Annotated in this window: 13 protein-coding genes and 1 pseudogene; 3 read left to right on the top strand and 11 right to left on the bottom strand. The window is 73.2% G+C overall.

The features are described from left to right. Positions 1-172: 172 nt before the first annotated feature. A complete protein-coding gene (locus AAT21_RS04250) occupies positions 173-1,339 on the top strand; it encodes a CaiB/BaiF CoA transferase family protein (protein ID WP_046775599.1) in 1,167 nt (388 codons plus the stop codon). Then, complete coding sequence (locus AAT21_RS04245) at positions 1,336-2,151, top strand: HpcH/HpaI aldolase/citrate lyase family protein (protein ID WP_046775293.1); 816 nt, start codon at positions 1,336-1,338, stop codon at positions 2,149-2,151. Before AAT21_RS04250 ends, AAT21_RS04245 begins: the two co-directional genes overlap by 4 nt. Positions 2,152-2,521: 370 nt before the next feature. On the opposite strand, the gene lgt is transcribed toward AAT21_RS04245, so the two are convergent. The 11 genes and pseudogenes from lgt to hisI all read right to left on the bottom strand — a co-directional run bounded on the left by lgt (position 2,522) and on the right by hisI (position 11,699). Then, positions 2,522-3,529: a prolipoprotein diacylglyceryl transferase gene (gene lgt, locus AAT21_RS04240; protein WP_079025416.1), complete on the bottom strand. Its 1,008-nt coding sequence runs from the start codon at positions 3,527-3,529 to the stop codon at positions 2,522-2,524. 328 nt (positions 3,530-3,857) lie between these two features. Further along, positions 3,858-4,637, bottom strand: a pseudogene (locus AAT21_RS04235) (DsbA family protein); the annotation flags it as partial. 95 nt (positions 4,638-4,732) lie between these two features. After that, positions 4,733-5,548 (bottom strand): tryptophan synthase subunit alpha, encoded by an 816-nt coding sequence (gene trpA / locus AAT21_RS04230; protein WP_046775290.1) that lies wholly within the window; start codon positions 5,546-5,548, stop codon positions 4,733-4,735. After that, a complete protein-coding gene (gene trpB, locus AAT21_RS04225; RefSeq protein WP_046775289.1) occupies positions 5,545-6,795 on the bottom strand; it encodes a tryptophan synthase subunit beta in 1,251 nt (416 codons plus the stop codon). Before trpB ends, trpA begins: the two co-directional genes overlap by 4 nt. A gap of 204 nt (positions 6,796-6,999) precedes the next feature. Continuing rightward, positions 7,000-7,191 (bottom strand): tryptophan biosynthesis modulator TrpM, encoded by a 192-nt coding sequence (gene trpM / locus AAT21_RS04220; protein ID WP_046775288.1) that lies wholly within the window; start codon positions 7,189-7,191, stop codon positions 7,000-7,002. 8 nt (positions 7,192-7,199) lie between these two features. Continuing rightward, positions 7,200-8,009, bottom strand: a complete 810-nt coding sequence (trpC, locus tag AAT21_RS04215; protein WP_046775287.1) for an indole-3-glycerol phosphate synthase TrpC — start codon at positions 8,007-8,009, stop codon at positions 7,200-7,202. Positions 8,010-8,181: 172 nt separating this feature from the next. Then, positions 8,182-8,682, bottom strand: a complete 501-nt coding sequence (locus AAT21_RS04210) for a DUF2752 domain-containing protein (RefSeq protein ID WP_107081191.1) — start codon at positions 8,680-8,682, stop codon at positions 8,182-8,184. A gap of 69 nt (positions 8,683-8,751) precedes the next feature. After that, complete coding sequence (locus tag AAT21_RS04205) at positions 8,752-9,003, bottom strand: HGxxPAAW family protein (protein ID WP_046775286.1); 252 nt, start codon at positions 9,001-9,003, stop codon at positions 8,752-8,754. Between the two features lie 123 nt (positions 9,004-9,126). Continuing rightward, on the bottom strand, positions 9,127-9,807 hold the full coding sequence (locus tag AAT21_RS04200; RefSeq protein ID WP_046775285.1) for a TIGR02234 family membrane protein: 681 nt from the start codon (positions 9,805-9,807) through the stop codon (positions 9,127-9,129). Positions 9,808-9,821: 14 nt separating this feature from the next. Next, positions 9,822-11,312: an anthranilate synthase component I gene (locus tag AAT21_RS04195; RefSeq protein ID WP_046775284.1), complete on the bottom strand. Its 1,491-nt coding sequence runs from the start codon at positions 11,310-11,312 to the stop codon at positions 9,822-9,824. Between the two features lie 18 nt (positions 11,313-11,330). Then, positions 11,331-11,699: a phosphoribosyl-AMP cyclohydrolase gene (gene hisI, locus AAT21_RS04190; RefSeq protein ID WP_046775283.1), complete on the bottom strand. Its 369-nt coding sequence runs from the start codon at positions 11,697-11,699 to the stop codon at positions 11,331-11,333. 91 nt (positions 11,700-11,790) lie between these two features. On the opposite strand from hisI, the gene AAT21_RS04185 reads away from it, so the two are divergent. After that, entirely contained in the window at positions 11,791-12,423 is a 633-nt protein-coding gene (locus AAT21_RS04185; protein ID WP_046775282.1) for a TIGR03085 family metal-binding protein, read from the top strand. The last annotated feature ends 270 nt before the right edge of the window (positions 12,424-12,693 follow it).

The raw sequence follows: 12,693 nt of genomic DNA, 5'->3' as shown, positions 1-12,693 counted from the left end.
CACCACTGCCACACATTCCGGCCCCGAGAACCGTTCGGCGCCCGAGGAGACGCCCCGGCGCGCGCCCGGCCCCACCGAAGCCACCGAAGCCACCGGCACGGAACCCGCACCCGTCAACGCCCGGCCACGGCATGCACACGAGCAGAGCCAGGGCAGAGGCCCCCTTCACGGACTGCGCGTCCTCGACCTGGCGACCCTCTTCGCCGGCCCCCTCGCCGCCACAATGCTCGGTGACTTCGGCGCCGACGTCGTCAAGGTCGAGCACCCAACCGTCCCCGACCCCTCCCGCGGCCACGGCCCCGCCAAGGACGGCATCGGCCTGTGGTGGAAACTGCTCGGCCGGAACAAGCGGACCATCACCCTCGACCTGTCCACCCCCGGCGGCCGGGACACCCTGCTGCGGCTCGCCGCCACCGCCGACGTGGTCGTCGAGAACTTCCGCCCCGGCACCCTGGAGCGGTGGGGCCTGGGCTGGCCCGACCTGTCCGCCGCCAACCCGCGCCTGATCCTGGCCCGCGTCACGGCCTTCGGCCAGCAGGGCCCGTACGCCCACCGCCCCGGCTTCGGCACCCTGGCCGAAGCCATGAGCGGCTTCGCCGCCGTCACCGGGGAGCCGGAGGGCCCACCGACCCTCCCGCCCTTCGGCCTCGCCGACTCGATCGCCGCGCTGACCTGCGCGTACGCCGTGATGACGGCGCTCGCCGGACGGGACCGCACCGGGCATGGCCAGGTCGTGGACCTGGCCATCATCGAGCCGATCCTCACCGTGCTCGGCCCACAGCCGCTCTGGTACGACCAGCTGGGCCACGTCCAGCCGCGCACCGGTAACCGCTCCGCCAACAACGCCCCCCGCAACACCTACCGCAGCGCCGACGGCCGCTGGCTGGCGGTTTCCGCATCCGCCCAGTCCGTCGCCGAGCGGGTGATGCGGCTGGTCGGCCGGCCGGAGCTGATCGCCGAACCCTGGTTCGCCACCGGGGCCGGGCGGGCCCGGCACGCCGACGTCATCGACAACGCGGTCGGTGGCTGGATCGCCCGCCACAAGGCGGAGGAGGTCGTCTGCGCCTTCGAGGACGCGGAGGCGGCCGTCGCGCCGGTCTACGACGTCCGCGACGTGATGACGGATCCGCAGTTCGCGGCCCTCGACACGGTGACCGAGGTCGAGGATCCGGAGCTCGGGCCCCTGCGGATGCAGAACATCCTCTTCCGGCTGTCCGAGACCCCCGGCGGGATCCGCTGGGCGGGCCGCCCGCACGGCGCGGACACGACCGAGGTGCTGGCCGAGCTCGGCCTGACCGGGGCGGAGATCACCGCGCTGCGCTCCGAGGGGGCCCTGTGATCCTCACCTGGCTCTACGCGCCCGGCGACCGCCCGGCGGTGGTCGCCAAGGCGCTGGGCTGCGGGGCGGACGCCGTCATCGTCGACCTGGAGGACGCGGTGGCGGCCTCCCGCAAGGAGTACGCCCGCGCCGCCACGGTCGAGCTGCTCGCCGAGCGGCCGCCGGTCCCGGTCCACGTCCGCGTCAACGCCCTCGGCTCCCCGTGGGGCGGTGCGGATCTCGCCGCGCTCGCCGGGCTGCGCGGGCTCGCGGGGCTGCGCCTGCCGAAGATCAGCGCGCCGGAGCAGATCGCCGCGGCCGCGGACCGGACGGGCGGGGTGGGCCTCTACGCCCTGCTGGAGTCGGCGCTGGGCGTGGAGCGCGCGTACGAGATCGCCCGCGCGCACCCCGCCCTGCACGGGCTCTCCCTCGGCGAGGCGGACCTGCGGGCGGACCTGGCGGTCAGCGCGGAGGAGGGCCTGGACTGGTGCCGCTCCCGGGTGGTGGTCGCGGCACGCGCGGCCGGGCTGGCGCCGCCGGCCCAGTCGGTGTTCCCGGACATCCGGGACCTGGACGCGCTGGCGGTCTCCTGCGCCCGCGGCCGGTCCCTCGGCTTCCTCGGCCGGGCGGCGATCCACCCGCGCCAGCTCCCGGTGATCGAGCGCGCCTTCCTCCCGGCGCCCGAGGAGGTGACCGCCGCGGTGGAGGTGCTCAGCGCGGCGCGGGCCGCACCGGGGGCGCTGGCGCTGCCCGACGGCCGGTTCGTGGATCCGGCCGTCGTGGCATCGGCCCACCGCACGCTTGCGCTCGCCGCGCGGGTACCGGCCCACTGACCTTGCGCTCGCCGCGCACTGCCCAGTTCAAGCCCGACCCGACCTCGCCCAGACACCGACAGCGCGGCCCCGCGCCGGCTGCCGGGTGCGTCCGGACGGCCACCGCCGCCGGGCGGGGCGAACCGGAGCTGCTCGCCCTGCGCGTCGCGCACGCACCGGGTTCGGCCACCGGCCCCTGCGCCGGCCCGGCGGGCCCGGGCCGCCCCGAACGCTGCCGTCCGGCCCGGTACCCGCAACGCGCCCCGGCCCCCGGCGGCCGAACACCGCCTCTGCGCTCACCGCGCGGGGATCGGGCCGGTGTGGGCCCGAGGATGCGGGAAGGGGGGTGCCGCGTTGTGCGCGGCACCCCCCTTCCCGACCGCTCCCGCGGTCAGGACTTGTCGGCCTCCGGGGCCTCGGCGTCCACGGCCGGCTTGCGCAGGTCCGCCTTCACGGCGCCCTGGGCGAGGGCCGGCGCGGAGCCCTTCGGACCGGCGTCAGCCGCCTCCACCGCCGCCTTGTCCTCGGCCTTGGTCTCGATGGCAGCCTTGCCGTCCTTGCCGTCCTTGACGTCCTTGCCGCCGGAGCGGTCCGGCTCGACGATCTCCTCGCGGCCCGGCCGCAGCTTCGCCGAGAGGACGAAGTAGATCACCGCGAGCACGAAGACGACGATCGAGGTCCAGACGTTCAGCCGCACGCCCAGGATGTGGTGCGCCTCGTCGACCCGCATGTACTCGATCCAGCCGCGGCCGACGCAGTACGCGGCGACGTACAGGGCGAAGGCCCGGCCGTGGCCGAGCTTGAAGCGGCGGTCGGCCCAGATCACCAGGACGGCGACGCCGACGCACCACAGCGACTCGTACAGGAAGGTCGGGTGGTAGGTCCCGGCGTCCCGGTTCGGGCCGGCGCTGATCTCCACCGCCCAGGGCAGGTCGGTGGCCCGGCCGTAGAGCTCCTGGTTGAACCAGTTGCCCCAGCGTCCGCAGGCCTGGGCCAGCGCGATGCCGGGGGCCAGGGCGTCGGCCCAGGCCGGCAGCGGGATACCGCGGAGCCGGCAGCCGATCCAGGCGCCCACCGCGCCGAGCGCGATCGCGCCCCAGATGCCGAGGCCGCCCTCCCAGATCTTGAAGGCGTCCACCCAGTTGCGGCCCTCGCCGAAGTAGAGCTGGTAGTCGGTGATCACGTGGTAGAGGCGACCGCCGACAAGCCCGAACGGCACCGCCCACACGGCGATGTCCGCGACCGTGCCCGGCTTGCCGCCGCGCGCGATCCAGCGCTTGTTGCCGAGCCAGACGGCGACGAAGACGCCGATGATGATGCAGAACGCGTAGCCGCGAAGCGGGATCGGTCCGAGATGGATCACGCCGGTCGACGGACTGGGGATGTAAGCAATGTCCATGGCAGACATGACGCTACCCTGCCGGACGGTGCGTACCGCAACCCGCCCGGCAGGGTCGAAACCAAATCCAGACATGGAACGGCGGAAGTCAGCCCCCCGAGGACCCGTTCCCGGACCCGGAACCGGACCCGTTCCCTGCCCCGGTCCCACTCCCGGACCCCGCCCCGGAACCGGTTCCGGTCGCGGAGCTCTTCGACGCCGTCGTCGAGGCCGAGACCGACGGCGTGGCCGGCACCGACCCCTTCGCCCCGCTCTTCCCCGTGTCCTTCTCGCCCGTCCCCTTCTCGGAGCCCTTCGCACCGGCTCCGCCCGAGCCCGTGGCGCCGGCCTCCACCTTCTCCTTCAGCTTCTGCGGGGTCAGCGGGTTCGCCTGGTCGGAGAAAATGTCCTTGCCGTCGAGCAGCACGGTCGGCGTGCCGCGGAAGTTCCCGGCGGCGAAGGCCTCGTGCGACTTGCCCACCCAGCTGTTGTGCGTGCCGTTCTCGACGCATGCGGTGAACTCGGGGGTGACCAGCCCGTCCACCTTGCCCGCCAGCTCAAGCAGCTTGGCGTTCTTGCCGTAGGCGTCGTCGACCTCCTGCGGCTGGTTCTGGAAGAGGATGTCGTGGTACTCGGTGAACTTGCCGGCGTCCTGCGCGCAGGCCGCCGCGTTCGCACCCTTCAGGGAGCCGCTGCCGCCCATGTTCCCGTCGATGAGCGTCACCAGGTGGTAGTCCACCTTGAGCAGGCCCTTGTCCTCCAGCTCGTGGATGGTGTCCCGGTAGTTGTCCTCGAAGACCTTGCAGGCGGGGCAGCGGAAGTCCTCCCACACCGTGAGGGTGGCCTTCGCCTCGGGCTTGCCCGTCTGAATGGCGAGAGCGTCCTTGCCGGTGGCGCCGGAGGGGGCGACGACCGGGCCCGCCGAGTCGGTCTTGTCGCCCTTGCCGGCGTTGGCCGCGATCACACCCACGACCGTCGCCAGACCCAGGACGCCGACCACCGCCGCCGCCACGATGAGGGTCCGCCGGCGCTTGTCCCGGGTCTTCTGCCGCTCGCGCTCCACGAGGAGTCGCTCCCGGGCCGATCGTTTCGTCGCATCGCGGTTCGCACCGTCGTTCTTGTCGCTCACGCTCCGCCAAACGAAGCAGGGAGGCACTCGCGTGCCTCCCCGCTCGCCATTCCACCCGATCGGACTACAGAACCCGATCAGGTGTCCGTTTTGTCTCAGCTCCTGCGTACGCCTTCCGCAAGCTCGCCCGCCAGCGCCCGCACGGCGTCCAGCCCGGCCGGCAGGTCCGGCGCGTCCAGCAGCAGCTTCACGAAGGCCGAACCGACGATCACGCCGTCGGCGAAGCCGGCCACCTCCTTGGCCTGGACGGCGTTGGAGACGCCGAGGCCCACGCAGACCGGCAGCTCGGTCGTCGCGCGGGTACGCCGCACCAGGTCCTGGGCCTGGTTGCCGACCGACTCGCGGGTGCCGGTGACGCCCATCAGCGAGGCGGCGTAAACGAAGCCGGAGCCGGCCGCCGTGATGGTGGCGAGACGCTCGTCCTTGCTGCTCGGCGCGACGACGAAGACGGTCGCCAGCCCGTGCTTCCCGGCGTGCTCGCGCCACAGCGCGGATTCCTGGACCGGCAGGTCGGGCAGGATGCAGCCGGCTCCGCCCGCCGCCGCCAGCTCGGCCGTGAACCGCTCGACGCCGTAGCGGTCGATGGGGTTCCAGTAGGTCATCACCAGGACCGGGGCTCCGGTCGCCTCGTGCGCCTCGCGGACCGTGCGGAGCACGTCGGCGATCTTGACCCCGCCGCGCAGGGCGATGTCGTCGGCGGTCTGGATGATCGCGCCGTCCAGCACCGGGTCGCTGTGCGGGAGGCCGATCTCGACCACGTCGGCGCCGCCCTCGATGACGGCCTTGACCGCTTCGATGGCGCCGTCGACGGTCGGGAAGCCCGCCGGGAGGTAGGCGACGAGGGCCGCCCGGTCCTCGGACTTCGCCTTGGCGAGGGTGTCGCTCAGCAGCTGGATGTTGCCCGTGGTCACTTCGACTCCCCCTCGGCGCTCTCGCCGTCGTACAGCCCGAAGTAGCGGGCCGCCGTGTCCATGTCCTTGTCGCCGCGGCCGGACAGGTTGACGACCAGCAGGCCGTCCTTGCCCAGCTCCCTGCCGAGCTCCAGGGCGCCCGCGAGGGCGTGCGCCGACTCGATCGCCGGAATGATGCCCTCCGTGCGCGACAGCAGGCGCAGGGCCTGCATCGCGGCGTCGTCGGTGACGGCGCGGTACTCGCCGCGGCCGACGTCCTTGAGGTAGGAGTGCTCCGGGCCGATGCCGGGGTAGTCCAGGCCGGCCGAGATGGAGTACGGCTCGGTGATCTGGCCCTCCTCGTCCTGGAGGACGTAGGAGCGGGAGCCGTGCAGGATGCCGGGCTCGCCCGCGGTCAGGGTCGCCGCGTGCTCGCCGGTCTCGACGCCGTGCCCGGCGGGCTCGAAACCGACCAGGCGGACGCCGGTGTCCGGGATGAAGGCGTGGAAGAGGCCGATGGCGTTGGAGCCGCCGCCGACGCAGGCCGCGACGGCGTCGGGCAGCCGGCCGGCGCGCTCCAGGATCTGGCGGCGGGCCTCGACACCGATGACGCGGTGGAAGTCGCGGACCATCGCCGGGAAGGGGTGCGGGCCGGCGACCGTGCCGAAGAGGTAGTGGGTGCGGTCCACGTTGGCGACCCAGTCGCGGAACGCCTCGTTGATCGCGTCCTTCAGGGTCCGTGAGCCGGACTTCACCGCGATGACCTCGGCGCCCAGCATGCGCATGCGGGCGACGTTCAGCGCTTGGCGCTGGGTGTCGATCTCGCCCATGTAGATGACGCATTCGAGGCCGAAGAGGGCGCAGGCGGTGGCGGTGGCCACGCCGTGCTGGCCGGCGCCGGTCTCGGCGATCACCCGGGTCTTGCCCATGCGCTTGGTGAGCAGCGCCTGCCCCAGCACGTTGTTGATCTTGTGCGAGCCGGTGTGGTTGAGGTCCTCGCGCTTGAGGAAGATCCGGGCACCGCCGGCGTGCTCGGCGAAGCGGGGCACCTCGGTGAGGGCGCTGGGGCGGCCGGTGTAGTTGACCATGAGGTCGTTGAGTTCGGCCGCGAAGGACGGGTCGCCCTTGGCCTTCTCGTACTCGACGGCGACCTCGTCCACGGCGGCGACGAGCGCCTCCGGGATGAACTTGCCGCCGAAGTCGCCGAAGTAGCCCTCGGCGTTGGGAACGTGACCCTCCGGGTCCGGGATGAAGAACTCGCTGGACATGTCCAGTGCTCCTACGGGTGCGAGATGCGGCGGGTGGTTTCACCGTATTGCGCCGCCCGCCCGCGCCGCGGACACCCCGCTGGGGGATGTCGCGCGTACGGTGCGGAGCGGCCCGCTCCCGGAGCCGGCCGGCCCGGGCAGCAGGCCGTACGGGACCGCCGGGCGGCGCGGTACGTCTCGCGTACCGGGCCGCGGCGGCCCTCGTTACAGCGCGCCTCCGCGGCGCCATCGCATGCCGTTGACCTGGCCGGGCTCGGAGCCGATCACGTACCGGACCCGCCGCCCGTGGACGCGCCGGGCCGGGGCGCGGCAGCCGCGGGGGCGGCAGCCGCGCGCCAGGGGCGCGTACGCCGTCGGCACGCGGCGCGTGCGGACGGAGGGGCGGTCAGGGGTCATGGGACGGGTCAGCTCCGTCCGTGGCGCAGGGCCGGGTGGGCGCCGGCGGCGACGAGGTCGGCCACGGCCGCCTTCGGGTCGCGGCCGGTCACCAGGGACTCGCCGACGAGGACGGCGTCCGCGCCCTCGTTCGCGTAGGCGATCAGGTCGTGCGGCCCGCGGATGCCGGACTCGGCGACCTTGACGATGTGGGGCGGGATCTCGCCGACGACGCGCTCGAAGGTGGAGCGGTCGACCTTGAGGTCCTTGAGGTTGCGGGCGTTCACACCGATGATCTTGGCGCCGGCGGCCACCGCTCGCTCCACCTCCTCCTCGTCGTGGACCTCGACGAGCGGGGTGAGACCGATGGACTCGGCCCGCTCGATGAGGGAGACGAGGGCCTCCTGCTCCAGGGCCGCGACGATCAGCAGCGCGAGGTCGGCGCCGTAGGCGCGGGCCTCCCACAGCTGGTACGCCGTGACGATGAAGTCCTTGCGCAGGATCGGGATGTCCACGCGGGCGCGGACGGCCTCCAGGTCGGCCAGCGAGCCGCCGAACCGGCGCTGCTCGGTGAGGACGGAGATGACCGCCGCACCGCCCGCCTCGTAGTCCGCGGCGAGCCCGGCCGGATCCGCGATCGCGGCCAGCGCGCCCTTGGAGGGGCTGGAGCGCTTGACCTCGCAGATCACCTTGACGCCGTCGCCGCACAGGGCCGCGACGCCGTCCTTGGCCTGGGGCGCCTTGGCGGCACGCTCCTTGAGCTCGTCGAGGCTCACGCGCGCCTGCCGTTCGGCAAGGTCTTCGCGGACCCCTTCGATGATCTCGTCGAGCACACTCACGCGAGCGGCCCCCTTCCGGGTCGATGACGGTCGGCCGCCCTGCGGACACGTACCTCTGCAAGGTCGGCAATCAAATGGTATCCGGCGGAGGCGTCGCCCTCCGCACTCGGTTGACGGCGTCCCAGTAACTGGACATTCGGAATGCGCCCTTCATCCCGGCTGCGCACGGGGCTCAGGGCGCCAGTGCCGACCCGAAAGAGAGATTTCGGACAACGGCGAAAACCAGTACCACCGCGCCCACCGCCCACGCGAGGGCGGGACGCAGCACGATCCTCGGGACCGGCCCGCCGCGGAAGGCGCGAACCAGCCACAGAGCCATGAAACCCGCGAAGACGAAGTAGCCGACGACGGCGAGGGCATTCGACCCGAAAGCAGCGGCCAGATCTCCGTGGGCGAACGCGTGCGCACTGCGCAGCCCGCCGCAGCCCGGGCACAGGACGCCCGTCAGCCGCAGCAGCGGGCAGACCGGGTAGTGGCCAGGCTCGTTGGGGTCCACCGCACCCACGTACGCGAACGCCGCGCCGGCCGCGGCCAGGTAGAGCGCCGGGGCGGCGAGCCGCCTGGCCCGGGACGCCCGCTCGGCGGGCACTGCGGGTACGGCCGGTCCGGCCTGCGGACCGGGCACGGCGTCGGGGGTGCTGGAGGCGTCCACCTGCTGATTCTCTCCGCTCACGACAAAAGGCGCAGCCCGGCGGGGCCGCGCCTTTCGGCTCTCTTCCAGGTACGGGCGCAGGTGGCGCGCTCAGACCTTGGCGGGGACCTTGTTCGCGGCGATGACCTCGGCGAGGTCCTTGTGCGCGGCCTTCGGCGCGCCCATGCCCGCGGCCCTCATCCCCAGGCCGACGACACCGCCGAGCGCGACGACGACCATGCCGGCCCAGAAGCCGAGCGGGTTCGCGAGCACCATGAAGGCGCCGGAGATGCAGAAACCGATGAAGGCGATGGTGACACCGGTCCAGGCGGCCGGGGTGTGTCCGTGGCTCGTGCCCGCCATGAGTTTGCTCCTCGTTGCTCTGTCGCGCTGCTGTGTCGAACGTGCGGTCTGTGTCGGACGCTCGGTGACATTGTCCCGCACCGGGCGGCCTGGCCGTCCAGGGGGGTCGGCTCAGGGACCGGGTCAGCGGGTCCGGTCGCTGCCCGGGTCCGTGGTCGGGTCCTCGCCGCGGTCCAGAGCCTTCCACAGATCTTCCGGCCGGTCCGGATCCACCGCCGCGACGGCCCGCGTACGGCGGCTGTCGTCACGCTCGTAGCGGCCGCCCATCGAGGGCCAGCCGCGGCCGAAACGCAGCGCCAGCAGGCCCGCGGCCAGGATCAGGACCGCTCCCGCGGCCGTGACGTACGGCCACGTGGTCTGGGTCAGGCCGGCCACCTGCGCCGCGCTGTCCGCGGTCGTACGGGCGGCCTGGGCGTCCAGCGCGCTGCGGCCGTCGGAGCCGAAGAGCGCCGACAGCGCCGCGCCGAGGCCGCTGAGCGCCAGCAGGCCCGACACCAGCAGCCGGCCCTTGCCGCGTACGGCGAAGACGGCGACCAGCGCGGCCAGGCCGACGATGGCCAGGGCCGCCGGGAGGCCGGTCACGGCCCGCCCGTCGGCGCTCAGCTGGAGGGAGTCGCTGCCGATCGCGGCCGTGCCCCGGGCCCAGACCCGGCCGGAGGCGAGCAGGACGACGGTGGCACCGAGCGCGCCGAGCAGCAGGGCGGCGGCCACGCTGCGGCGGCTGCCGCGGCTGTCGGCGGCCTCGGGCCCGGGCTCGGCGGAGGCATCGGAACGGGGCGGGGGTACGGCACTCACGTACCCCACTATCCCCTACGCCCTCAGGAGCTGCTCAGGCGGTTCGCCGCCGCCACCGCGCGCAGCACGGCGGAGGCCTTGTTGCGGCACTCGTTGTCCTCCAGCTCGGGCACCGAGTCCGCGACGACACCGGCTCCGGCCTGGACGTACGCCGTACCGTCGCGCAGCAGCGCCGTACGGATGGCGATGGCAGTGTCGGAGTCACCGGCGAAGTCCAGGTAGCCGACGCAGCCGCCGTAGAGGCCGCGGCGGGAGGGCTCCAGCTCCTCGATGATCTGCATGGCGCGCGGCTTCGGCGCCCCGGAGAGGGTGCCGGCCGGGAAGCAGGCGGTCAGTACGTCGAAGGCGGTCTTCCCCTCGGCCACCCGCCCCGTCACGGTGGAGACGATGTGCATGACGTGGGAGTAGCGCTCGATCGACATGAAGTCGACGACCTCCACCGATCCCGGCTCGCAGACCCGGCCGAGGTCGTTGCGGCCCAGGTCGACGAGCATCAGGTGCTCGGCGCGCTCCTTGGGGTCGGCCAGCAGCTCCTCGGCGAGGTCGTTGTCCTCCTGCGGGGTCGCACCCCGGTGGCGGGTGCCGGCGATGGGGTGGACCATGGCCCGCCCGTCCTCGACCTTGACCAGTGCCTCCGGACTCGACCCGACCACGTCGAAGCCGTTCTCGAAGCGGAAGAGGTACATGTACGGGGACGGGTTGGTGGCCCGCAGCACCCGGTAGACGTCCAGTGCGGAGGCCTCGCAGGAGGTCTCGAACCGCTGCGAGGGCACCACCTGGAAGGCCTCGCCGGCCCGGATCCGCTCCTTGATGTCCTCGACGGCCGCCTGGTACTTCTCGCCGCCCCACAGCGCGGAGAACTCGGGCAGATCGGAGGCGGGCAGCGGGGCCGGCACGTAGGGCGCGGGCCGGGCCAGGTCCGCCTCCATGGCGTCGAGGCGGGCCACGGCGTCCGCGTGGGCCTCGTCGACCCCGGAGTCGAGGTCGTTGTGGTTGATGGCGTTGGCGATGAGCTGGACGGTGCCGTCCCAGTGGTCCAGTACCGCGAGGTCGGAGGTGAGCAGCATCGTCAGCTCGGGCAGCTGGAGATCGTCGCTGCCGTGCTCGCCGATGCGCTCCAGGCGGCGCACGATGTCGTAGCCGAGGTAGCCGACCATGCCGCCGGTGAAGGGCGGCATCCCGCCCGCGAGGTCGCGGGGGGTGTGCAGGGCCTCGACGGTGGCGCGCAGGGCGTCGAGGGGGTCGCCGTCGGTGGGTACACCGACGGGCGGGGTGCCGATCCAGTGGGCCCGGCCGTCCCGGACGGTCAGGGTCGCGTCGCTGCGCACCCCCACGAAGGAGTACCGCGACCAGGACCGGCCGTTCTCCGCGGACTCCAGGAGGAAGGTGCCGGGGCGTTCGGCGGCCAGCTTGCGGTACAGCCCGACGGGCGTGTCCCCGTCGGCGAGCAGCTTGCGGCTCACGGGGATGACGCGGCGGTCGGCCGCGAGCTTGCGGAACGTCTCAAGATCCATTGCGGTGGGGACCCCTACCTAGTCGGCTGCGCGGAGGAGGACATCGTCGTCGAAGCAGGTGCGGGATCCGGTGTGGCAGGCGGCCCCGACCTGGTCGACCTGGACGAGCACGGTGTCGGCGTCGCAGTCGAGGGCGACGGACTTGACGTGCTGGAAGTGGCCGGACGTATCCCCCTTCACCCAGTACTCCTGGCGGCTGCGGGACCAGTACGTGCAGCGACCGGTGGTCAGGGTGCGGTGCAGGGCCTCGTCGTCCATCCACCCGAGCATGAGCACCTCACCGGTGTCGTACTGCTGGGCGATGGCCGGTACCAGGCCGTCGGCGGAGCGCTTGAGGCGCGCGGCGATGGCGGGATCGAGGTTGCCGGGGCGGGGGGACATACTCATGGGGCCATTGTGCCGGGCCCGGATGGGCGAGGTGATCCATGTCCGTCCGATGGGCGGGCGTACGACGCGTTCCGGCCGTAGGCTGGCGCGCATGTCTACCCATGCGAAGCGTGAACGCCTGCTGCTGGCGGACCTGTTGGAGGCGGCCGGTCCGGAGGCCCCCACGCTGTGCACCGGCTGGAGGTGCCGTGAGCTGGCCGCACACGTGGTGGTGCGGGAGCGGCGGCCGGACGCGGCGGGCGGCCTGCTGCTGAACGTACTGAAGGGGCGGCTGGACGCGGCGATGGCCGAGTACACGGCCAAGCCGTACGAGGAACTCATCCAGCTGATCCGGACCGGGCCGCCGCGGATGTCGCTGTACGCGCTGAAGCAGATCGACGAGGCGGCGAACGCGGTGGAGTTCTACGTCCACGCGGAGGACGTCCGCCGGGCCCAGCCGGACTGGTCCCCGCGGGAGCTGGACCCGGTGTTCTCGGACGCGCTGTGGTCCCGGCTGGAGAGGATGGCCCGGCTGACGGGGCGCCGCTCGCCGGTGGGCCTGGTGCTGAGGCGTCCGAACGGGCAGACGGCGGTGGCGCACAAGGGTGCGCCGGTGGTGACGGTAACGGGCGAGCCGGGGGAACTGACCCTGTTCTGCTTCGGCCGTCAGGCGGCTGCCGCGGTGACGCTGGAGGGCGAGAAGGAGGCCGTCGCCAAACTGACGACGGCCGAACTGGGCCTCTGACCTCGCCGGTCGGGCCGCCTCTGCCCTGGCCGGGCGGTGCCGGTGTTTTCCCCGTCTGCGGGCCGGTGGCCGCGCCTCAAACGCCGGCGGGGCTGGGTGGTGTCCTGGGGCGGAGCGGGAAAAGGGGGGTGGGGGTGCGGGGCCGCCGGGGGGTGTCTCCTCGGCTCGGCGCCTGCGGGCATGGCCCGGACGTACGGCCCTGGTTGCGCGCTCGTCCTGCGGGGACACCCCCCACCGTCCCCACACCCCCACCCGGCAGTCCCGCCCACC

Origin of the sequence: Streptomyces yangpuensis (genome assembly GCF_001005295.1) — a bacterium.
GTDB lineage: Bacteria > Actinomycetota > Actinomycetes > Streptomycetales > Streptomycetaceae > Streptomyces > Streptomyces yangpuensis.
The sequence above is the reverse complement of the archived record's forward strand: the minus strand, read 5'-3'. Positions and strand labels throughout refer to the sequence as shown.

What these genes read in the sequence shown, in the direction of transcription:
- AAT21_RS04185 (WP_046775282.1), top strand. Translation starts at nt 11,791, where the DNA reads ATGTCTACCCATGCGAAGCGTGAACGCCTGCTGCTGGCGGACCTGTTG.
- hisI (WP_046775283.1), bottom strand. Translation starts at nt 11,699, where the DNA reads ATGAGTATGTCCCCCCGCCCCGGCAACCTCGATCCCGCCATCGCCGCG.
- trpM (WP_046775288.1), bottom strand. Translation starts at nt 7,191, where the DNA reads ATGACCCCTGACCGCCCCTCCGTCCGCACGCGCCGCGTGCCGACGGCG.
- AAT21_RS04195 (WP_046775284.1), bottom strand. Translation starts at nt 11,312, where the DNA reads ATGGATCTTGAGACGTTCCGCAAGCTCGCGGCCGACCGCCGCGTCATC.
- trpB (WP_046775289.1), bottom strand. Translation starts at nt 6,795, where the DNA reads ATGTCCAGCGAGTTCTTCATCCCGGACCCGGAGGGTCACGTTCCCAAC.
- AAT21_RS04205 (WP_046775286.1), bottom strand. Translation starts at nt 9,003, where the DNA reads ATGGCGGGCACGAGCCACGGACACACCCCGGCCGCCTGGACCGGTGTC.
- lgt (WP_079025416.1), bottom strand. Translation starts at nt 3,529, where the DNA reads ATGGACATTGCTTACATCCCCAGTCCGTCGACCGGCGTGATCCATCTC.